This is a genomic window from Pseudomonas sp. NFACC51, from assembly GCF_900103575.1.
In the GTDB taxonomy this organism is placed as follows: domain Bacteria; phylum Pseudomonadota; class Gammaproteobacteria; order Pseudomonadales; family Pseudomonadaceae; genus Aquipseudomonas; species Aquipseudomonas fluorescens_Q.
Genome location: NZ_FMXH01000015.1, coordinates 146113 through 166112, shown reverse-complemented (window position 1 = coordinate 166112; position 20000 = coordinate 146113). Strand labels below are relative to the sequence as shown.

Sequence of the window (20000 nt, the reverse complement as noted above, 5' to 3'; positions counted from 1 at the left end):
TGCTGACCACACGTTGATACGCACGTCTGAGGTTGGCGGGTGCAAGCACTCGCTCCATCAGCGTGTCCGGCTCCGCGTTCGTCCACGTCACAAACGCCGTCGATACCTGTGCGCTGTCAGCCGTCATCCTCGGATTCTGTCCAGGACTCGGAGTCACAGTCTTCTCTGGGAGAAATTTCTGCATTTCGATATTCAACGAGACTCTGACGCCTACCGGCGGCACAACCTGTTCGGCCCTTGGTGACGCGGTTAACCGCCACTTACTACGGCTTCGGCTGACTTCTACACGTTCATCCCGTCGCCTCTCGACGCTCGGTAGCACACTGGCAAACGGGCAGATCTCCCAGGGTAATTCGCGCGACCTTCCTGCTTATGCCTGTCGGATCTACGTCACAGCGTTCCGTGCAAGTATTGGGCTTTGGCAATTTTGGCTACCTTACCCCGCTGCACCGCCTAATCCGCTTCCTGTTCGTCAGGCCAGCATTTTGCCTCGGGCTTCCTTCAGATTCGCAGTCACCCGCGACACCCTTGCCTCTGGCTAACACTTCCCCTTGCCGGGTGTGTAGAGGACTTTCACCTCCAAGTCACCAGCGTGACCACCACAGCCAAGCTGGTTGCGCTTGCGCGCAACGCGCCATGCCTGGCGCACCAAAAAAAACGGCACCTTTCGGTGCCGTTCGTTTTCACGCTTGGGGCTTTACTTGCGTGCTGCCTCCCACGATTTCAACAGCTCGGTGTAGCTCACTGTTTCACCTTTAGGCTTCTCGTTCGCCAGTTTCGGCTTCGGTGCGCCCGGTTGGTCGAACCAGTATTGCGCGTCGCGCTCGGGGTTCATTTTCGGGGCGCAGGTGGCTTGGGCCTTGGAGCGTTCCAGGCGCGTCATGATCGCATCCTGGTCCTTGGCCAAGCCATCGAGGGCCTGCTGCGGGGTCTTCTCGCCACTGGCGGCTTCGGCGATGTGGCTCCACCACAGCTGAGCCAGGCGCGGGTAGTCCGGCACGTTGGTCCCGGTCGGGGTCCATTGCACGCGGGCCGGGCTGCGGTAGAACTCCACCAGGCCACCGAGTTTCGGCGCCAGGTCGGTCAACGCCTGGGAGTTGATGTCCGACTCACGAATCGGCGTCAAGCCAACGATGGTTTTCTTCAGCGACACGGTCTTGGACGTCACGAACTGCGCATAGAGCCAGGCCGCGAGCTTCTGCTTCTCCGGCGTGGACTTCATGAACGTCCAGGAACCCACGTCCTGATACCCCAGCTTCATGCCCTCTTCCCAATACGGGCCGCGTGGCGAAGGAGCCATGCGCCATTTCGGCGTGCCATCGGCGTTCACCACCGGCAGGCCCGGCTTGGTCATGTCGGCGGTGAAAGCGGTGTACCAGAAAATCTGCTGGGCGATGTTGCCTTGGGACGGCACCGGGCCGGACTCGGAGAAGGTCATGCCCGCTGCTTCCGGCGGTGCGTATTTCTTCATCCAATCCACATACTTGGTGGTCGCGAACACAGCCGCGGGACCGTTGGTGTCGCCGCCACGGGTCACGCTGGAACCGACCGGATGGCAATCCTCGACGCGAATGCCCCACTCGTCCACTGGCAAACCGTTGGGCAGGCCCTTGTCGCCGCCGCCGGCCATGGAGAACCAGGCATCGGTGAAGCGCCAACCCAGGGACGGGTCTTTCTTGCCGTAGTCCATGTGACCATAGACGCGCTTGCCGTCGATTTCCTTGACGTCTTCGGAGAAGAACTTGGCAATGTCCTCATAGGCCGACCAGTTCACCGGCACGCCCAGCTCGTAGCCGTATTTCTCCTTGAACTTGGCCTTCAGGTCCGCACGCTCGAACCAGTCAGCGCGGAACCAGTACAGGTTGGCGAATTGCTGGTCGGGCAGTTGATAGACCTTGCCGTCCGGCGCGGTGGTGAAGGAGATACCGATGAAGTCCTTGAGGTCCAGGGTCGGCGAGGTGAAGTCCTTGCCTTCATTGGCCATCAGGTCGGTGATCGATTCGGTCTTACCATAGCGAAAGTGCGTACCGATCAAGTCCGAGTCGTTGACCCAGCCATCATAGATATTCTTGTCCGACTGCATCTGGGTCTGCAGCTTCTCCACCACGTCGCCTTCCTGGAGCAGGTCGTGGGTCAGCTGGATCCCGGTGATTTCGCTGAAGGCCTTGGCCAACACCTTGGATTCATATTCGTGGGTGGCGATGGTTTCCGACACCACGTTGATTTTCATCCCACGAAATGGCTGGGCGGCCTTGATGAACCATTTGAGTTCTTCGAGCTGCTGCTCGGCTGTCAAGGTAGACGGCTTGAATTCACTGCCGATCCACTTTTTAGCGGCGTCTTCATAGGCGTCGGCCCAGGCCGCAGCACTCAGCCCGCTGAGTGCCAGCATGGCTGCCAATGAAACGCTATGTCGCAGCTTATTGTTTTTATCGAACATAGAGACCTCCTGTTTGGGTTTAAGAGCCTGATCGTCGAATTGTCGCGATTAGCCCCACCGCATCACTGCCAACAGCCACACCACAGACAACGCGAACGCTATCCAGATGCTCCAGTCGGTAACGCCAATCACCAGCAGATGCAGATAGGCGCTACCGAGAAGACCGATAAACAACCGATCGCCACGGGTGGTGGCAATCGGCAGGAAACCACGCCGAGGGATACTCGGCGAACGCAATTCCCACGTGGTCATGCCTGCCAGCAGCAAGGCGATGACCCCAAAGAACGCCGCCGTGGGGGCGGTCCAGTTCATCCATTCCATCATCGACTCCTCAGACCCGGCCCAGGGCAAAGCCCTTGGCCACGTGGTTGCGAACGAACCAGATCACCAGCATGCCCGGCAGGATGGTCAACACCCCCGCCGCCGCCAGCACGCCCCAGTCGATACCGGACGCCGACACCGTACGGGTCATGACCGCTGCGATCGGCTTGGCATTCACCGAGGTGAGCGTGCGCGCCAGCAGCAATTCGACCCAGGAAAACATGAAGCAGAAGAACGCCGTGACGCCGATGCCGGAGCCGATCAACGGAATGAAGATCTTGGCGAAGAACTTGGGGAAACTGTAGCCGTCAATGTAGGCGGTCTCGTCAATTTCTTTCGGCACCCCGGACATGAAGCCTTCGAGGATCCACACCGCCAATGGCACGTTGAACAGGCAGTGGGCCAGGGCCACGGCGATGTGGGTGTCGAACAACCCGATGGACGAATACAGCTGGAAAAACGGCAACAGGAACACCGCCGGTGGCGCCATGCGGTTGGTGAGCAGCCAGAAGAACAGGTGCTTGTCCCCCAGGAACCGATAGCGGGAAAACGCATAGGCGGCCGGCAACGCGACGCCCAGGGAGATCACCGTGTTCAGGCTCACGTAGTACAGCGAGTTCAAGTAACCGGTGTACCAGCTCGGGTCGGTGAAGATCACCTTGTAGTTGTGGAAGGTGAAATCCTGCGGCCACAGGGTCAGGCTGCCGAGGATCTCGGTGTTGCTCTTGAACGACATATTCAGCAGCCAGTAGATGGGCACCAGCAGGAACAGGATGTAGATCAGCAGGGGTATCAGCTTTCTCTTGCTCATCGTGCGGGCCTCAACGGTTGGCGTCGGAGTGCGTCATGGCGGTGTAGAACAGCCAGGACACCAACAGAATGATCAGGAAGTACACCAGGGAAAACGCCGCCGCCGGGCCCAGGTCGAATTGGCCGATGGCCATCTGCGTCAGGGTCTGGCTGAGGAACGTGGTGGCGTTGCCCGGCCCGCCGCCAGTGAGTACGAACGGCTCGGTGTAGATCATGAAACTGTCCATGAAACGCAGCATCACCGCGATCAGCAGCACGCTTTTCATCTTCGGCAACTGGATGTGACGGAACACTGCCCAGTTCGACGCCCGGTCGATCCGCGCGGCCTGGTAGTACACGTCGGGAATCGCCCGCAGCCCCGAATAGCACAGCAGCGCCACCAGCGACGTCCAGTGCCAGACATCCATCACCAGCACGGTGACCCAGGCGTCCATGGTGTTGGCCGCATAGTTGTAGTTGATACCCAGGCCGTTGAGGGTCGAGCCCAGCAAACCGATGTCGGCGCGGCCGAAAATCTGCCAGATGGTGCCCACCACGTTCCACGGGATCAGCAGTGGGATCGCGAGGATGATCAACACCAGGGACGACCATTTGCCCTTGGTCGGCATGGTCAGGGCGATGGCGATGCCCAGGGGGATTTCAATCAGCAGCACGCACGCCGAGTAGATGAACTGGCGCAGCAGCGAATCGTGCAGCCGTGGATCGAGCAGCACCTGCTTGTACCAGTCGGCGCCGACGAAGTAGCGGCTGGACTGGTCGAAGATGTCCTGCACCGAATAGTTGACCACCGTCATCATCGGGATCACGGCGCTGAAGGCCACCAGCAGGAACACCGGCAACACCAGCCACCAGGCCTTGTTGTTCTGCACCTTGTTCATGGCTGCACCTCACTCAACGGTTCCAGCAAATACTCATCGGCATAGACCATCAGCCATTGGCCCGGAAAACTGATGTACGCGGTGCCTTCGGGCACGGGCTTGTCTTCGGCCAGCCGCACTTTCAGCGGTACGCCATCGAGGTTGAGGGTCAGGATCTTGTAGGTGCCCAGGTCTTCGACATGGACCACGTCAGCCCGCATCGCGTCGTCGTAAGGGCCATCCCAGACATGCACGAACTCGGGACGGATACCGACCTTCAGGCTTTTGCCTTCGGCTTCGGCGACCCGGCTTTGCAAGGTTTCCGACAGCGGCAAGTGCGTCGAGGCGAAGCCGACGCCACCGGGCTGTACCGTGACCTCGATCAGGTTCATCCCCGGGCTGCCGATGAAGTAGCCGACAAAGGTGTGGCTCGGGCGCTCGAACAAATCCCGGGGCGTGCCGAACTGCACGATCTGGCCGCCGTACATCACCGCGATCTTGTCGGCGAACGTCGAGGCTTCCAACTGGTCGTGGGTGACGTAGACCATGGTGATGTTGAACTGCTCATGGATCTGCTTGAGCTTGCGCCGCAGTTTCCATTTCAGGTGCGGGTCGATCACGGTCAGTGGCTCGTCGAACAGGATCGCCGACACATCGTCGCGCACCAGCCCGCGGCCCATGGAGACTTTCTGCTTTTCATCGGCGGTGAGGTTGCGGGCCTTTTTGTCCAGCAGGCTCTGCAGGTCCAGGACCTCGGCGATTTCCTGGACCTTGGTGTGGATCCTGGCCTCGGCCATGCCCTGGTTACGCAGCGGGAACGCTAGGTTGTCGAACACGGTCATGGTGTCGTACACCACCGGGAACTGGAACACCTGGGCGATGTTGCGCCGCTCCGGGGTCAGGTCGTTGACGACTTTGCTGTCGAACATCACCTGCCCTTCGGAGGGGCTGAGCAGTCCGGAAATGATGTTGAGCAAGGTGGACTTGCCGCAGCCCGAAGGTCCGAGCAGCGCATAGGCGCCGCCCTGCTCCCAGATGTGGTTCATCTCGCGGATCGCGTAGTCCTCGGGGCCCGCCGGGGTGCTAGTGTAGCTGTGGGCGAGGTTCTGCAAACGAATTTCGGCCATCAGGCAACCCTCGCGATACGCTGCCCTGGGGCTTGGACCAGCTTGCCCTGGGCGTCGAAGACAAACAGTTTGTGGGTCGGAATGTAGATGCGGATCGGCGCATCCACGTCGTACTCATGCACTCCTGGCAAGTGCAGCACCAGCAGGAAATGCTCGTTGCGCACGTGCAGGAAGGTCTCCGAGCCACTGATCTCGGCCACCTCGACGGTCACCGCCAGTTCGAGGTCGTCGTCGTTGCTCGGCACCAGGGAAATATGGCTGGGGCGCACGCCGAAACGGAACTCACCCTCGCCCACCGGGCGCAGGTCGACATTCAGCGGAAAGTGCACGAAATTGGCGAAGCTGACTTCGTTGCCGGCGATACGACCCGGCATGAGGTTGATCGGCGGTTCGGAAAACAACTCGGCGGCCAGCACGGTTTGCGGCTGGTGATACACAGAGGACGATTTGCCGCTCTGGATCACCCGGCCCTCATGCAGGATCGTGGTGGTGCCACCCAGGGCCAACGCCTCGTTGGGCTCGGTGGTGGCGTAGACAGCGATGGTATGGCGGGCCTGGAACAGCTCGCGCATTTCCTGGCGCAGCTCTTCACGCAGCTTGTAGTCCAGGTTCACTAGCGGCTCGTCGAACAGGATCAGTTCGGCGTCCTTGACCAAGGCCCGGGCCATGGCCGTGCGCTGCTGCTGGCCGCCGGACAATTCCAGCGGATGGCGCTGCAGGAATTTCTCGATGCGCAGCATCCTGGCGGTTTCCAGCACCTTGCTCTGGATCACCTCGTTGGACACACCGGCCTGGCGCAACGGCGAGGCGATGTTTTCGAAAACAGTCATGGTCGGGTAGTTGATGAACTGCTGGTAAACCATCGACACATTGCGCAGCCGCACCGGGCGGTGGGTGACGTCGACGCCGTTCATCAGGATGCGGCCGCTGTCGGGCTTGTCCAGACCGGCCATCAGGCGCATGAGACTGGTCTTGCCGGACAGCGTACGGCCCAACAGGACGTTGAAGGATCCGGGTTCGAAACTCAGATTGGCATCGTCGATCCAGGTCTGGCCTTCGACGGTGCGACAGATGTGCTCAAGCTTTAATGACATGGCTCGGCCTTTTTATTATTGGAGTCAAGCGACCCGAGTTAGAAAGCGAAAGCCGTGCCAGAAATGACAAGCCGCTGATCTGGCTTGTTTTTTTCAGAAAACCTGAGAAAGCCACGTTCGCAGATGAACACAAGTGAACAGCCACGACTGAACAAATGAACAACTCACGGGTTGACAATGAACAATTTTGAACAACACTGAAAGAACGTTTTCGGCTAGCCTGGCCATGCCCTTGTGGGAGCTTGCTCGCTCCCACAAGGGCATGTGTATGAAGTGGTATTCAGGCCTGCCCCAGCACAAGGAGTCTGTGCGAGACTTGCCACAACAATAAAAACAGCTCCTGCGAGAGTGCCCCATGGCCGCACCTGCTCCAGCCTTGTCCCACGAGGCCATCATCCAGGCCTCCTGGTCCCGTTGCCGCGCCTTCGGCCTGAACCATCAAAGCGTGCCGGCCTTCGACCAGTTGCCCGCCCAAGGCATCGCCCAGTTGCTGGAGAGCCAGCATTCGCTGGTGCAGACCACCCACCAGGAAGTCTTGCCGTACTACGAAAACATCCTGAGCAACTCCAACTGCCTGATCATGCTGGCCGACAACCAGGGCCAAGTGCTGACCTCCTGGGGCACCCAGCGTTTCATCGAGCCGAAACTGGCCCATGGCTTCAGCGTCGGGGCGAGCTGGATGGAGCGCTGCACCGGCACCAACGCCATCGGCACCGCGCTGGCCTGCGAACAGGCGGTGCACATCGAACACGATGAACACTTCCTCAAGGCCAACCGCTTCATGACCGGCTCGGCCGCGCCGATCTTCGATGCCGAGCGCAAGGTCATCGCCGTGCTCGACGTCTCCAGCGACAGCTACCTGCCGCCCTCCCACACCCTGGGCATGGTCAAGATGATGAGCCAGACCGTGGAGAACCGGCTGATCCTCAACCTGTTTCGCGGTGAACACTTCCAACTGACCTTCAACACCGGCCTGAACAACCTCGACAGCCAATGGGCCGGACTGCTGATCTTCGATGAGAGCGGCCAGGTCCTGTCCGCCAACCGTCGGGCCGACAACCTGCTGGGCCTGAGCCTGTCACGGGTCAGTATCGAAAGCCTGTTCAAGGTCTCGCTGCTGGAACTGCTGAACCAGCCCGACGGCCTGCCGTTCGCCCTGCAAGCATCCGGTAGCAACCGTTTCCAGTGCTTGCTCAGGCGCCCGAGCCAGGTGTCGATCAAGGCTCGCGTGTTCACCGAAACAGCACCTGCGCCGGCCCCCGCCAGCAACGCCATCAGCCTCAACACCCTGCACTTCGGTGACAGCCGCGTGGAGAAAGCCGTGCGCCAGGCCGAGCGCTTGCTGGAGAAGGACATTCCGCTGCTGATCCACGGCGAGACCGGTGTCGGCAAGGAAGTCTTCGTCAAAGCGCTGCACCTGGCCAGTTCACGCTGCAAGCAGCCGTTCATTGCCGTCAACTGCGCAGCGATCCCCGCCGAGTTGGTGGAGTCGGAACTGTTCGGCTACGAAAAAGGCGCCTTCACCGGTGCCAACCAGAAAGGCAGCATCGGCCTGATCCGCAAGGCCGACCGGGGTACGTTGTTCCTCGACGAGATCGGCGACATGCCCCTGCCAACCCAGGCCCGGCTGCTGCGGGTCTTGCAGGAACGTTGCGTACAGCCGGTGGGCAGCGCCGAGCTGTTCCCAGTGGACATCCGCATCATCTCCGCCACCAACCGCTCGCTGCGTGAACAGGTGCAACTGGGGCGGTTTCGCGAAGACTTGTACTACCGCATCGGCGGCCTGACGCTGGAGCTGCCACCGCTGCGCGAACGCAGCGACAAACAGGCCCTGTTCAAACGCCTCTGGGAACACCACCGCGAACCGACCCAATGGGCCGGCCTGAGCCGCGAGGTACTGGACCTGTTCGAACGCCATCCATGGCCGGGCAACCTGCGACAGGTCAGCAGCGTGCTGCAAGTGGCCCTGGCGATGGCCGAGGAACAGCCGATCCGCCCGGAACACCTGCCCGACGACTTCTTTGTCGACCTTGAAATGGAACCGGTGGAAACGCCTGAGCCCCTGACGGTGGACCTGAACGATGCCGAGGACCTGAACCGTCAGTTGCAGGCAGTGGGCGGGAACATTTCACACCTGGCGCGACGGCTGGGGGTCAGCCGCAATACCTTGTACAAACGGCTGCGGCAACTTGAAAGCTGATACGAAACCTGTGGGAGTGGGGGGCTTGCTCTTGTTGATTGAGTACATATCCATTGCTGCGGTAACGGCCACTTAGGGTTCCGCCCTGACGGCGGGTCACTTTCGAAAATCCGGAAGCCGGCCCAGGCGAAAGTAACCAAAGCGCTTTTGCCCCACCACTCGGCACCTCGCCTAGGCTCGGTGTGCCCTCACTCCGGCATTGCTCCGTTGGCCCGCCGCGAAGGGCCATCCATGGCCCAGCGCGGCTATCCCGGCATCCATGCCGGGATGCCCACTACGCAATACCTGCGTTCGGCCATCGTGGTTAACGGGGCGCCGAGATCAACGTCCACCGCGAGGCGGCCTAGTAGCCGACCTGGCTCTCCCAGTCGTACCGCCATCAGACTTGTTTGAGCAGGACCTGTGGGAGCAAAGCTTGCTCGCGAGGTGGCCTGACAGCCGGCCTGGCTCTCCCAGTCATACTCCAATCCAGTTGTGGGAGCGAGCTTGCTCGCGAAGGCGTCGGCACAGCCAACATCATCGCTAGCTGACCCACCGCTTTCGCGAGCAAGCCCGCTCCCACAGGCGTTTTGCTTAACTGATTGGCATTACTCCGACTTAGTCGAACGCACCATTGAGCACTTCATAGATGATGCCAGTGGCAATCGCCACCAGGATCAGGTCCGTACCGACCTGTTGCCACTCATAACCGTCATAGTGCGGCAACCGCCCCAGTAGTCGCCCATCGAGCTTTTTGGCGATACCGGGTGGCAACGGCTTGCCTCGTGCAAGATTTTTCTGGATGCCTGGCGGCAACGCCGGGCCGGGGCTCCAGTAATCGCGATATCCGCCAATCACACCCAGGATGCCGCTGCGGTCGAGGCTCGGGCCGTTATGCCAATCGCCGCCGCCACCACCTTGGTTGCCTTTGCCGCCCTGGTTCCCCTTGTTACCGGGATTTCCTTGACCGCCCTTGTTGCCTTGCCCGCCTTTGCCTCCCAGGCCAGGACCTTGATCGAATTGAGCATTCCCCTTGCCGTTGCCCGGGTCCGCGACAACAATGCCTGGGCCAGCCGCCAGGGCGAAACACGTCACTGCAGCAATCAACGAGCGCGATTTGAACATGGCAGTTCTCTCAAAAAAGGGATGTCCCCTGTAAAGATATAGAGACTAACGGTGATATTAGTTCCATATCACACTGCGCGCCGCTTGCCTGGACCGGATGCACCTGAACACAGCAATCAAGGAGTTTCATGCGCAAGGATTATCTGGCTTTTTTCGTCTCGATGTTCCTCTCCCGGTTGGCCGACCAGATTCTGCTGTTCATCGTCCCGCTGATTGTTTTCCAGACCACCAACAGCGTCTCCTGGGCAGGCCTGGCGTTCTTCGTCGAGTCCCTGCCACGCTACCTGTCGTTCCCGATCTGCGGCGCGCTGTGCGACAAGTTCTCGCCGATTCGCATCCTGCACATCAGCCAGGTCTATCGCGCCGTCGCCTGCGGGGTGGCGGTCGTGCTCCATGGCGTCTTCGGCGGGATCTATTGGATCGTCGCGCTCTCGGCCCTGTGCGGCGTGCTGACCACCCAGGGCATCATGGCCCGCGAAGTGGTGATGCCGTACATCTTCAAGCACTACACCTACACCAAGACCCTGTCCTACTCGCAAATAGCCGACCAGACCGGCTTGGTGCTGGGCCCGCTGATCGCTGCGCTGCTGCTTGAGGTGTGGGCGTGGCACTGGGTGGTACTAGCGATTGCCGGGCTGTTCCTGCTGGCAGACCTGGCGATGCTGTATTGGCAGCGCATCAGTTCGGTCACCCTGGAAACCTTCGAGCAGCATCATGACCTCTGGCTGAACCCGCTGCGCATTGCCTTCGGCCACATCCGCAACCTGGCAGAACTGAAAAAAATCATCAGCCTGGCAGTGGGCGTCAACCTGATCATCGGCGTCACCCTCGCCACCTCGGCGGCCATGGTCATCGGCCATTACGGCGCCGGCAAGGATGACTACGCAGGCCTACAGGCAGCCGGTGCCGTGACCACCATCCTCATTCTGTTCCTCCTCGCCCGGCTGACCCTGCCCTTGAAACTGCTGGGCGCCCTCTCCTACACGCTGATTGCCGTCGGCGCCTTCATCACTGCGCTCAGCCCGAACACAGGGGGCTACGTCGTCGGTTTCTTGCTGATTGTCGGTTTCGACAAAATGTTCAACGTCTACTTCCGCACCCTCCGCCAGCAAGTCATTCCGCCCCAGGACTTCGGCAAGACCGTCGGCGTCATCACGCTGCTCAACAACCTGTCGCAACCACTCGCAGGCCTACTGGTCGCGGTGCTGGCCGCGCCTATTGGAACGCAGCAGGTGATTCTGCTGCTGGCGGTGACCACCAGCCTGATCGGAGCCGGGGTGGTTGTGGTGCACAGGTATTCGACACACCGGTCAAGCATCTACAGCGCCGAGACCGACTGACCCTGCCGGGGAGCGGTTTGTATTATCAGTGACTTATTGTTGAGGCATGGTTGCAACGTTGCCGCCGTCAATGCACGTCTGCCCCGCCATTCGTCACCTGTCCAGTGGCGGAGCCAACAGGCGGCCACGTCTGGCTCAGGGCTTGCACTGACTTGTCTCAGCAGCCAAGAACGACGTAATTCTGACGCGGCGGCAAATTAATCAATGCTTGGTCAGCAAACGGAGATGTACCGTGTCAACTCTCAACGAAATCGCAGCGAATCACGCGAGAATGGCAAAGTTAAAGGAAGAAGAGTCGATGCGGCTGAGTGCGCTTCAGGGGCAGGTGGTGGGGAGTTTTGAAATTCCGCCCATCGAGGCGCCACAGGAGATGTCGCTGCACTTTATGACGGGTGTACAGGATCACTCGTTTGGGGAAGCGGCGGCGCTGAGTTTTTGACCTGGGTGTTGATGGGGTTTCGTCGCTCGCTTGTTCGCGGGCGACTCGACCATTCAGAACTGCCTGGCTAAAGCCGCTGCAAGTATGCCGGCCGCAATTGCCGGCAACGGTTTTTTCAGTATCAGCATGACGATCGCCGTAGTCAGCAAAGCCAGGCGTGCGCCGTTATCACCTTTAACCGCCAGCGGAGCCAACACCGCCACCAACACCGAACCGGACATGGCCGTGATGAATTGTTGCACCCGATAGTTGATCGGCACGAACGACATCACGAAAACACCGCCCCACCGAGTCGCCAATGTCACCGCGGCCATTATCAATATGACAATCAGGGTGCCGTAACCCGCCGTTTCAATGCTCATTGTGTTTTCTCCATCCACAGCGCACCCAGAATGCCCCCCGCCAAAGCGCCGACCACGACATGACTGTTCGCCGGCAAGTACCAGTAAGCCAACAGCGATGAGCAGGCCGCCACGGTCCAGATAATGAACATGCGCAGGTTTTTCTTCCCGCCCACGACCATCGCCAACAAGAAACAGCCCATCACCATATCGAGCCCGAAACTGACCGGGTTCTCAATGGCGCTGCCGAAATGAAGTCCCAGCCAACTGCCCAGGATCCACGCGACCCAGAGCGCAATGCCACCGCCGAATAAAAGCCCGAGCCCCGGCTTGCCACGACTGAGCGCCTGCATCGCCATGGCCCAGTTGGCGTCAGAAACAACCAGCATGACACCGTAGCGTTTGGCAACGGGCAGCTCCCGCAGCCACGGGTAAAGCGTCGCGCCCATCAACAAGTGCCGGGCGTTGATAGCGAAGACGGTGATCATCAGGGGAACGACCGGCACTTGCTGCCCCCACAGATCCAGTGCGGCAAATTGAGAAGCGCCGGCAAAAACCAGCGTGCTCATGAGTACCGCTGACGTATCACTCAAGCCCGTTTGCGCAGCCGCCAGGCCGAAAGCAACGCCGAACACGACGACGAAAAGAGAGATTGGGATCAGCTGTTTGAAACCGTCATAGATGTGATTCAACGTCAGCGCGTGCAACTGGGGTTCAACATTCGACAAAACAGGGCCTCATCTGGATATCTGCGGTGCAAAAACCGAGAGTATGGGGCTGAATCTGCTTGCCGAACACTTTTTGGCGGGGCTATGGGCAACTCAACCCACCGAGATCAGGTCATAGGACAGCTTGCTGATCAGAATCACCAGCAGCACCAGGAACAACGCGCGAACAAAGGGCACTCCCTTGCGCACCGCCAGCCAGGTGCCGGTCAGCGCGCCGAGGATATTGAACAGCGCCATCGGCAGCGCTACCAAGTAGAGCACGTTGCCGCTCGGGATAAAGAACAGCAGCGCCGCGACATTGGTGGCGATATTCACCAGCTTGGCCGACGCCGAGGCGTGCAGGAAGTCGAAGGCGAAGCAGCGAATGAACAGGAAGATCAGGAAGCTGCCGGTGCCCGGTCCGAACAACCCGTCGTAGAAACCGATGGCGCCACCGACCAGTACCGCCAGCAGCTTCTCCTTGGTGCCGATGCGCATGGGCTTGTGCAGACTGCCGAAGTCCTTTTTCCAGAAGGTGTAGATCGCCATCAGCACGATTAGCACCAATACCGCCGGGCGCATCACGGCCTGCGGCACGAGCGATACCGTCGCCGCGCCAGCGAAGGCCATGACAAAGGCCGCGCCGGCGGCAGGAACCACCAGACTCCAGTCGATCACCACCTTGCGCACGAACGAGCGCGCGGCAAAGGCCGTGCCGCAGGCCGCCGCGACCTTGTTGGTGCCGAGCAGGGCGGCGGGCTGGGCGCCGGGCAGCACATTGAACAGTGCCGGGATCTGGATCAGGCCGCCGCCGCCGACGGCCGCATCGATCAGGCCGGCGGCGAAGGCGAAGACACATAGCAGGACGATATCGAACATTGGATCAGGCTCTGGCGATAAAGGGGTGGGTGGCCGAAAACGGGAGCAGGCGCTTGCGGTCGTTGACGCCGAAGACCCGCAGCATCCAGCGGTCCAGGCCGTCGTAGCGCGGCGCGAAGCCATCGCGTGCGTGCAGGGTCTGCTGGTTCTTGAAGATCAGCATGTCGCCGGGCTGCAGCAGTACCGAGCGGACCACGTCGGGGTGATTGGCGGCGGCGGCGAACAGTTGCAGGGCCAGTCGCGAGTGCTCGCAGTGAGCGCTGATGCTGGCCATGTTGTAGCGACAGTGCAGGCCGCCGCTGCTGGGCCGGTAGAGCAGCGGGACTTGTTCCAGGACCGTGTCCTGGCGGGCGAACGAGTCCGGCCGGCGGACCGAAAAGCTCGGGCGCAGCAGCTCCTGCTCGACGAAGTCCGGCAGCATGTTGAGCACGTCGGCAATCGCGACAATCCGCGTCGGCACCGTCAGTTCGCAGCGCAAGCCGGTCAGGCTCAGGTACTCGGGGCAGGCAGACAACTGCTGCACGGCCTCGCAACTGAGCGGCAGGTGTGGATTGTCGACATGCATGCCCAGGTCCAGGCGCGAGCCGTAAGAACTCCTCTCGGTTTCCCGCTGCTGCTTGGGCGAGACATGGCGAAATATGCTGTCCTCGCTCTCGCCCTGGTAGCCCACCGGGCAGGTGCCGAGCACGGCGAGTACCGCGAGGATCGCCCCGGCGACCACCGGCAGTTCGGCGATATCCGGGTTGCCACCGTAAGGCGTCGCCGGCAACTGCGCGTCGACCGGCAGGCCACGGATCACCAGCGCCACCTCGTCGCAGTGCTGGAAATCACGCAGCAAGCGGGATTTTTCCGGAGCCAGCAGTTGTTCCAGGCAGCGTCCGAGGGCGGGCATCTGCCGCAGGCCGCTGGCGCTGTCGCCGATCGCGAAATGCCTGAGTTCGTTGTGGAGTTTTCTTTTTTCTTCGTAGGAAAGCTGTAATTCGACCAAAGGCTTTTCTGTCGAGAGGGGGGCTTTTGGCACCAGCCATTCGTGGGTCGCTTCGCCCGCAAGGGCGGTTGCTTTTCTGAGCGTTTCATCCAGCGTTGACATATCCATTGCTCCTGTCTACCTACGTCCTTGTGCTGAGAACGGGAAGGCTAACGGAAGGGGCTTTTTTGTGTTGCAATGTCATATTGTGAAAAGTGCAATGAGGTAGCCGGTGGCACTGGATATGTTGGCTGATCTTGAAGCCTTTGCGACGGTGGCCCGCAAGCGCAGCTTTGTCGTCGCAGCCCGTAGCCTGGGGCGCTCCCCCAGCTCGCTGACCCGCGTCATTCAAGGGCTGGAAGAACGCAGTGGGGTCAAGCTGTTCAATCGCTCGGCCAATGCCGTGACGCTGACCGAGGCCGGCGAGCGGCTACTGCCCCACGCCCACAGAATGCTCGATCTGCAACGTGAGGCGGACGAGGACCTGGCCGGGCTCAGCGGCCTGGCCACCGGCTGGATCCGCTTTTCCGCACCGCAATCCTTGGCCCACACGGTGGTCCCCCAGTTGATCACCCAGTACAGCCAGCGTTATCCCGATGTCAGCGTGGATGTGATCTTTACCGATGCGGCGGTCGATCCGGTCGAGGGCAAGCTGGACTTTTCGATTCGCGGCGCCTTCCCACAATCCAGCGACCTGATCGGCTACCCGCTGTGGAACTATTCGCGCTACCTCTATGCCAGCCCTGGCTACTTGGAGCGATGCGGGCTGCCGACATCCATCGAGGCGCTGGAACAGCACGCATTGATCCTGCACACGGCGCCGCGGATTCTCAAGGAATGGAATTTTCGTGGGCCGGGCCAGGCCGGCAGCTTTCGCGTGCACCCCAAGTTTCGCTTCAGTTCCGGCACGGCGGTGTTCCAGGCTGCGCTGGCCGGTGCCGGGATTGCCCGCCTGGCCGACTGGCTGGCGGAGCCGGAAGTGGCTGCGGGACGCCTGGTGCGGGTGTTCCCTGAGTACAAGCTAACCTCCAGCACGGGTGAAGACCCGCGCATGCATGCGGTCTATCCAGCCGGCAACCTGCCGCTGCGGGTCAAGAACCTGCTGGAGATGATCCGTGTCTACGGTGACCGCGTCAGCCGCTCCTGAAGGTCAACCGTCTAGTTGTGCTGCTCTGTTCTCGACCTGCTGCTCCCGATCCGGATTCAGCACACCGGGGGCCCCATTGAAAAAATAGGGTGAAGCACGTCACAGACCAGGCGACCGTTCCAGCGGCCAGTGCGGAATGTTCCACACCAAGGCCCATAAAACGGCAAAATAAACACCTCAGGCGACTCACTCGCGCCCTTTGTCAAAGATCAAAGCAATCAATGCGCTAGAAACAGAGCACAGGATTTCTTGGAAGAAAGAAAAATTACTAATGGAAAGCAGGAGCCTTGCAAAATGAGCACAACTGAACAAGTACAAAGCACGGGTAAATACAGCGCCAAGTGGCAGGAACGCTTTGACTTCTTTGAAACCTATGGCGCACCAAACGACCCGCGCTATAAGGAAGCCGTCAAGACGCTGCCAGGCGTCAAGAAGAAAATCCTCATCAACGCCAACGTGATTGCTTTTTTCTTTGGCCCTATCTACCTGTTCGTCCTCGGCCTCTGGAAGAAAAACCTCGCCCTGCTGGGTATTTTCCTGGCGATCAATATCGCGTTGAGCGTGATTTTCGCGATCCTCGGCATGGAGTTTCCGCGGCCGTTGAGTACAGGCCTGAGCATCGCCCTGTCGATGATGTACGCACTCATGGCCAACTACGCCTACTACCTCAAGGAAGTGAAAGGCGAGCAAGGCTGGAACCCGTTCAAAGGCATGCGTCTCTGATTGCAGGCTTGGGTCATCGAGAGCCCGCGCCTCATCATGAGTGTGCGGGCTTGTTGTTTCTGAGGATTAAAAATTCTTGGGAAGGAGTATCAGCCGACGCTCAACTGCCCCGTTGAGCTGAATGTTGTTTTTTTACACCATTTTTAGTCTTTCGCTCAAAATAGGCGTGAACAAACCACAGTGCCAGGGCAAACCCGGCAAAGCCAAAAATGAATAGCAGCACCTCTATTGCAGCACCTTCATGAGAAAACATTGTGTTCACCTCATCCTTAAGTCGGTTGACCGAAAATTGCCACGCTTGAATTTTCTCGTAACAATCCAAACATTTTCAGGGTAGTCGCCAACAACCTGAGTGGCAACCCTTGACCCGGCATAAACCCCCGGTCTAGACGAGTCGCCGACCAATGACACCCTGCCACGGCGGGCCAATGTGTGGTTTCATGACGGTCGACCCAGACCTTCCAAGGAGCTGCGGTGCCCCCCAGGACGAATCAACCACCACCCCGTTACACGCATCGATACCAAGACCTGGCGCTGGCAACTCGGGACATTGCCGAGGGGTTGGGAGAACAATGGGTAGCGCCGTTTCTGCGGCGATATGGAGTGATCGAGGTTTATCGGGATCGAATTTATTTTTATCGGCTTCTGGATGAGTTTTTTAGCATCGGCACCCGGTTATGACTGACGATCAGCAACAACCAGGCGCAATGTCACGTCGTGCAACTGACTCAGCGGGCGCTGGACGCAGACCCCTGATCGGTCTGCGCAGAAAGCGGAACATCGAACACTCGATCGAACACCCATTGAAAAACCAGTGCGTAAAAAAAGAAAAATACAAACAACCCCAGATTGGTCACCAGCGCCAACCACAGGCTGATGCCCAACCACGCGCCAATCACCGGGGTAAGAATCAACGTCAAGCCGCCTTCAAATCCCAGAGAGTGGAGTAGTCGCCGCTGCCAGTTACGATGGCGACTGGGTTGGCGGCGCTCCCACCACTCGAACAGGCCGTTGAAAAGCATGTTCCAGGCCAGCGCGACGGCGGAAATCACCAGCGACAGCAGGGTTGAATAACCCATGCCTTGACCGTAAGTCAGCGCCAGCGCCGGTGCCACGAACAGCACGCCACCGGCTTCGTAGAGGATGGCCTGGAGGATTTTACGGGGCGTACCTTGCATCGCTGGGCTCCTGAGCCGGTTTGGAAGACCCCAGCCTGGCAAGTTGAGCCCTCGCGCACAATTGAGCTAAATTGAGCCACGCTCAACCTGAGTAACCTACCCGCCCATGTTCGCCAAACTGCCCCTCACCGCCTTGCGTGGCTTCGAGTCTGCCGCACGGCTAGGCAGCTTCAAGGCAGCAGCCCTGGAACTGAATGTCAGCCCGGCGGCGATCTCCCATCAAGTCAAAAGTCTTGAAGCCTTCCTTGGCGTGCGACTGTTCGAACGCTCCAGCCAAAACGTGCGCCTGAGCGCCGATGGCGAGCGCCTTCACCCTTTCATGCACCGCGCCCTGCTTGATATCCAACATGGCCTGCAGGTGCTGTCACCGCCTTGTGCGGCACAGTCTCTGGTGGTGAGCACGACGCCGGCATTCGCCAGCCTGTGGCTGATACCGCGGCTCGGGGATTTCCATCGGTTGTACCCGGAGATCGACGTCAGGCTGCATACCAGCAACGACGTGGTCGACCTGCAGCGTGACGCCAGCATCGACCTGGCGATACGCGCCCTCTTCAGGCCGGCCCCACAGCTGTTTGAACAGCCTCTGTTGGATGAGCACTTTGGCGTTTATTGCCGCCCCGGTTGGCAACCACCCGCGGCGGGCTCACCCGTCGAACTGATCGACGTGCCATGGCTGAGCAGCGCAAACGTTGCAGTCGACTGGCCTGCATGGTGTGCCAAGGCCGGCACCCTAGGCTGGCTGGAGAACGCGCGTTTTCGGCGTTATGACGAGGAACAACACGCCCTGCAGGCGGCGATCGCCGGGCACGGGCTGGTGCTTGCCAGCAATGTGTTGGTTGCTGAGGCTGTTGCGCGTGGGGAGCTGGTTGAATATCGCCCTGAGGTTCGCTTGGCGGGTGCGCGGTATACCGTGGTGTGCGTGCCGGGGCGGGAGCGGCAGGCGGCGGTGCGGGGGTTTAGTGAGTGGTTGTTGGGGCGGAGTATTGGTTGAATTAGTTCTGCCTGCGTCCCGACGAATCAAGACGCTTGCAGCCTCGGGTGCGTTGTTAGCCAGTGGTTTAGACTCTGCGAGTTTAGGCATCACGACTTCCTAATCATCGCGCCTGGCCACGCTTCCCAGCCCCAAAAACCACTACGGCTGTAGAAAAAAATACTTGTAAGGCGGCACAACGATAAAACCTTTCCTTTTGTTAGCCCTCAAATTACTCCCGATCATATCATGCATATCCACTAGCACACGCGCCGAACTACCATAGTTCGAATGCCCAAGAAGTTCATCAACACCTCCCGCACGAGTTATATCAACAGAGTCAATTCCGGGAAAGAAAAACCCTTCAGAGCCACTAAAGCCAAGCATTCCTCGATCAGCAAGATAGGTGCTAGAGGAAACTTTGAGCGCCTTATCCTCCGACGACATATAGATTGTCGCGCGGCCAAACTTACTAAACGCGGCCTTATATTTTAGAATAAACGTCTCCCTGGGAAAATCAGGCGCAGCCAGTATGATATTACCCAGTTTCTTATCAAATAGTTTTGGATGAGTAGAATAGAGTCTCGCCAGTGCAGGAATGACTACTTTTGACCCCATGCTATGAGCCAGGACATGAACTCTCTTTCCCTGCGTAGAGGCCACCAGCTTTAACATGAAGGTTTCGAAGTCATCAACGGAGTCCAACGCCCTACCGAAATCGCGATTGTACTTTAACGGATCCCCAATAGAAGGCCAGCTGAACACCACCGGTTGCAAATCAGGATTAATATCATAGGAAACTTGAGCGGCACGCTTCACAGCGTCTTCAAACTTCACATTAAAGCCATGTACGAAAAGCAATACATCACCGCTTTTAAAACCTGTCGTTGACTTGAACTGCTTAAAGAAGTCAGCCTCAGTCAACGTTAGCGACTGGTCATTAAGCAAGGTAATAATCGGATCATCCTGCTCATCCACGACCCCAAACTTCATTAACATCTTAAATGCAGGGCTATGTGAATCTTTAAAGCTTCCTACATCCCGCTTGAAAGGAATCAGAACGGTCTCCTGACCATAAGACAGGGGGTCACCGGACACATTCAACTCAGGTAATAGACTGCCATCCGGCGCTTTTCTTCTATTTGTTGCATAGCTGACCTTCACTGGCGCAAAAACTTCAGTCCTGTATTCCGGCGTGGGATAAGGTAACTGCTCAGAACTGGAAGTTGGAGCCGGATACGAAACTGAAGATGCACACCCGGCAAAAAATAGGCTGAATGATAGAAGCCAGATAACACCTAACAAAGAAAACCTCATTATTTTTCCATCCTTTGATTTTATTTAGCGCAAACAAAA

Annotated in this window: 20 protein-coding genes and 1 pseudogene; 6 read left to right on the top strand and 15 right to left on the bottom strand. The window is 59.2% G+C overall.

Going from position 1 to position 20000, the window contains the following annotated elements; genetic code table 11:
• The 7 genes and pseudogenes from BLT00_RS32250 to BLT00_RS25165 form a co-directional block, all read right to left on the bottom strand.
• Window positions 1–223 (bottom strand): annotated as a pseudogene (locus tag BLT00_RS32250) (group II intron reverse transcriptase/maturase); the annotation flags it as partial.
• 474 nt (window positions 224–697) lie between these two features.
• Window positions 698–2440, bottom strand: coding sequence for an ABC transporter substrate-binding protein (locus tag BLT00_RS25190; protein ID WP_063320348.1), 1743 nt, complete (start codon window positions 2438–2440; stop codon window positions 698–700).
• A gap of 48 nt (window positions 2441–2488) precedes the next feature.
• Window positions 2489–2761 (bottom strand): DUF2160 domain-containing protein, encoded by a 273-nt coding sequence (locus BLT00_RS25185; protein WP_063320347.1) that lies wholly within the window; start codon window positions 2759–2761, stop codon window positions 2489–2491.
• A gap of 10 nt (window positions 2762–2771) precedes the next feature.
• Window positions 2772–3572: a carbohydrate ABC transporter permease gene (locus BLT00_RS25180; RefSeq protein WP_063320346.1), complete on the bottom strand. Its 801-nt coding sequence runs from the start codon at window positions 3570–3572 to the stop codon at window positions 2772–2774.
• Between the two features lie 10 nt (window positions 3573–3582).
• Complete coding sequence (locus BLT00_RS25175; RefSeq protein ID WP_030142069.1) at window positions 3583–4449, bottom strand: carbohydrate ABC transporter permease; 867 nt, start codon at window positions 4447–4449, stop codon at window positions 3583–3585.
• Window positions 4446–5555, bottom strand: coding sequence for an ABC transporter ATP-binding protein (locus tag BLT00_RS25170; RefSeq protein ID WP_092149337.1), 1110 nt, complete (start codon window positions 5553–5555; stop codon window positions 4446–4448). The genes BLT00_RS25175 and BLT00_RS25170 overlap by 4 nt, the downstream gene beginning before the upstream one ends.
• Window positions 5555–6649: an ABC transporter ATP-binding protein gene (locus tag BLT00_RS25165; RefSeq protein ID WP_063320344.1), complete on the bottom strand. Its 1095-nt coding sequence runs from the start codon at window positions 6647–6649 to the stop codon at window positions 5555–5557. The genes BLT00_RS25170 and BLT00_RS25165 overlap by 1 nt, the downstream gene beginning before the upstream one ends.
• Before the next feature lie 355 nt (window positions 6650–7004).
• On the opposite strand from BLT00_RS25165, the gene BLT00_RS25160 reads away from it, so the two are divergent.
• On the top strand, window positions 7005–8849 hold the full coding sequence (locus BLT00_RS25160) for a sigma-54-dependent Fis family transcriptional regulator (protein WP_092149334.1): 1845 nt from the start codon (window positions 7005–7007) through the stop codon (window positions 8847–8849).
• Between the two features lie 597 nt (window positions 8850–9446).
• Here the strand turns inward: BLT00_RS25160 and BLT00_RS25145 are convergent.
• The gene (locus tag BLT00_RS25145) at window positions 9447–9953 is read right to left on the bottom strand and encodes an anti-virulence regulator CigR family protein (protein ID WP_092149331.1); all 507 of its coding nucleotides are present in this window, start codon (window positions 9951–9953) and stop codon (window positions 9447–9449) included.
• Between the two features lie 128 nt (window positions 9954–10081).
• Between BLT00_RS25145 and BLT00_RS25140 the strand changes: the two genes are divergently transcribed.
• Together BLT00_RS25140 and BLT00_RS25135 are read left to right on the top strand one after the other, a co-directional pair.
• Window positions 10082–11293, top strand: a complete 1212-nt coding sequence (locus tag BLT00_RS25140) for an MFS transporter (RefSeq protein ID WP_092149328.1) — start codon at window positions 10082–10084, stop codon at window positions 11291–11293.
• A gap of 232 nt (window positions 11294–11525) precedes the next feature.
• A complete protein-coding gene (locus tag BLT00_RS25135) occupies window positions 11526–11732 on the top strand; it encodes a hypothetical protein (protein ID WP_027912993.1) in 207 nt (68 codons plus the stop codon).
• A 53-nt stretch (window positions 11733–11785) separates the two neighbouring features.
• On the opposite strand, the gene BLT00_RS25130 is transcribed toward BLT00_RS25135, so the two are convergent.
• From BLT00_RS25130 to BLT00_RS25115, 4 genes are all read right to left on the bottom strand, one after another.
• Window positions 11786–12094 (bottom strand): AzlD family protein, encoded by a 309-nt coding sequence (locus tag BLT00_RS25130; RefSeq protein ID WP_063320341.1) that lies wholly within the window; start codon window positions 12092–12094, stop codon window positions 11786–11788.
• Window positions 12091–12801 (bottom strand): AzlC family ABC transporter permease, encoded by a 711-nt coding sequence (locus tag BLT00_RS25125; protein WP_063320340.1) that lies wholly within the window; start codon window positions 12799–12801, stop codon window positions 12091–12093. Before BLT00_RS25125 ends, BLT00_RS25130 begins: the two co-directional genes overlap by 4 nt.
• 93 nt (window positions 12802–12894) lie before the next feature.
• Window positions 12895–13659 carry a sulfite exporter TauE/SafE family protein gene (locus BLT00_RS25120; RefSeq protein ID WP_072339857.1) on the bottom strand — a complete coding sequence of 255 codons (765 nt, stop codon included), beginning with the start codon at window positions 13657–13659 and terminating at the stop codon, window positions 12895–12897.
• A 4-nt stretch (window positions 13660–13663) separates the two neighbouring features.
• Window positions 13664–14749 carry a TauD/TfdA family dioxygenase gene (locus BLT00_RS25115; protein WP_092149325.1) on the bottom strand — a complete coding sequence of 362 codons (1086 nt, stop codon included), beginning with the start codon at window positions 14747–14749 and terminating at the stop codon, window positions 13664–13666.
• A gap of 109 nt (window positions 14750–14858) precedes the next feature.
• Here BLT00_RS25115 and BLT00_RS25110 point away from each other — a divergent pair, with 109 nt between their 5' ends.
• Both BLT00_RS25110 and BLT00_RS25105 read left to right on the top strand, forming a co-directional pair.
• Window positions 14859–15773 (top strand): LysR family transcriptional regulator, encoded by a 915-nt coding sequence (locus BLT00_RS25110; protein ID WP_092149322.1) that lies wholly within the window; start codon window positions 14859–14861, stop codon window positions 15771–15773.
• A 294-nt stretch (window positions 15774–16067) separates the two neighbouring features.
• The gene (locus tag BLT00_RS25105) at window positions 16068–16496 is read left to right on the top strand and encodes a DUF2628 domain-containing protein (protein ID WP_003203778.1); all 429 of its coding nucleotides are present in this window, start codon (window positions 16068–16070) and stop codon (window positions 16494–16496) included.
• Between the two features lie 100 nt (window positions 16497–16596).
• Here the strand turns inward: BLT00_RS25105 and BLT00_RS31945 are convergent, their stop codons facing one another.
• Both BLT00_RS31945 and BLT00_RS25095 read right to left on the bottom strand, forming a co-directional pair.
• Entirely contained in the window at window positions 16597–16749 is a 153-nt protein-coding gene (locus BLT00_RS31945; protein WP_175456252.1) for a hypothetical protein, read from the bottom strand.
• Between the two features lie 475 nt (window positions 16750–17224).
• Window positions 17225–17674: a PACE efflux transporter gene (locus tag BLT00_RS25095; protein WP_092149316.1), complete on the bottom strand. Its 450-nt coding sequence runs from the start codon at window positions 17672–17674 to the stop codon at window positions 17225–17227.
• Window positions 17675–17780: 106 nt separating this feature from the next.
• Between BLT00_RS25095 and BLT00_RS25090 the strand changes: the two genes are divergently transcribed.
• A complete protein-coding gene (locus BLT00_RS25090; RefSeq protein WP_072339869.1) occupies window positions 17781–18665 on the top strand; it encodes a LysR substrate-binding domain-containing protein in 885 nt (294 codons plus the stop codon).
• A gap of 141 nt (window positions 18666–18806) precedes the next feature.
• Here the strand turns inward: BLT00_RS25090 and BLT00_RS25085 are convergent, their stop codons facing one another.
• Window positions 18807–19961, bottom strand: coding sequence for an alpha/beta hydrolase (locus BLT00_RS25085; RefSeq protein ID WP_092149313.1), 1155 nt, complete (start codon window positions 19959–19961; stop codon window positions 18807–18809).
• Window positions 19962–20000: the final 39 nt, after the last annotated feature.

Bases quoted from the DNA above. Each gene is read 5' to 3' on its own strand.
- BLT00_RS25145 (WP_092149331.1), bottom strand. From the start codon at position 9,953: ATGTTCAAATCGCGCTCGTTGATTGCTGCAGTGACGTGTTTCGCCCTG.
- BLT00_RS25170 (WP_092149337.1), bottom strand. From the start codon at position 5,555: ATGGCCGAAATTCGTTTGCAGAACCTCGCCCACAGCTACACTAGCACC.
- BLT00_RS25115 (WP_092149325.1), bottom strand. From the start codon at position 14,749: ATGTCAACGCTGGATGAAACGCTCAGAAAAGCAACCGCCCTTGCGGGC.
- BLT00_RS25140 (WP_092149328.1), top strand. From the start codon at position 10,082: ATGCGCAAGGATTATCTGGCTTTTTTCGTCTCGATGTTCCTCTCCCGG.
- BLT00_RS25185 (WP_063320347.1), bottom strand. From the start codon at position 2,761: ATGGAATGGATGAACTGGACCGCCCCCACGGCGGCGTTCTTTGGGGTC.
- BLT00_RS25160 (WP_092149334.1), top strand. From the start codon at position 7,005: ATGGCCGCACCTGCTCCAGCCTTGTCCCACGAGGCCATCATCCAGGCC.
- BLT00_RS25105 (WP_003203778.1), top strand. From the start codon at position 16,068: ATGAGCACAACTGAACAAGTACAAAGCACGGGTAAATACAGCGCCAAG.
- BLT00_RS25180 (WP_063320346.1), bottom strand. From the start codon at position 3,572: ATGAGCAAGAGAAAGCTGATACCCCTGCTGATCTACATCCTGTTCCTG.
- BLT00_RS25120 (WP_072339857.1), bottom strand. From the start codon at position 13,659: ATGTTCGATATCGTCCTGCTATGTGTCTTCGCCTTCGCCGCCGGCCTG.
- BLT00_RS25175 (WP_030142069.1), bottom strand. From the start codon at position 4,449: ATGAACAAGGTGCAGAACAACAAGGCCTGGTGGCTGGTGTTGCCGGTG.
- BLT00_RS25190 (WP_063320348.1), bottom strand. From the start codon at position 2,440: ATGTTCGATAAAAACAATAAGCTGCGACATAGCGTTTCATTGGCAGCC.
- BLT00_RS25085 (WP_092149313.1), bottom strand. From the start codon at position 19,961: ATGAGGTTTTCTTTGTTAGGTGTTATCTGGCTTCTATCATTCAGCCTA.
- BLT00_RS25090 (WP_072339869.1), top strand. From the start codon at position 17,781: ATGTTCGCCAAACTGCCCCTCACCGCCTTGCGTGGCTTCGAGTCTGCC.
- BLT00_RS25130 (WP_063320341.1), bottom strand. From the start codon at position 12,094: ATGAGCATTGAAACGGCGGGTTACGGCACCCTGATTGTCATATTGATA.
- BLT00_RS31945 (WP_175456252.1), bottom strand. From the start codon at position 16,749: ATGTTTTCTCATGAAGGTGCTGCAATAGAGGTGCTGCTATTCATTTTT.
- BLT00_RS25095 (WP_092149316.1), bottom strand. From the start codon at position 17,674: ATGCAAGGTACGCCCCGTAAAATCCTCCAGGCCATCCTCTACGAAGCC.
- BLT00_RS25165 (WP_063320344.1), bottom strand. From the start codon at position 6,649: ATGTCATTAAAGCTTGAGCACATCTGTCGCACCGTCGAAGGCCAGACC.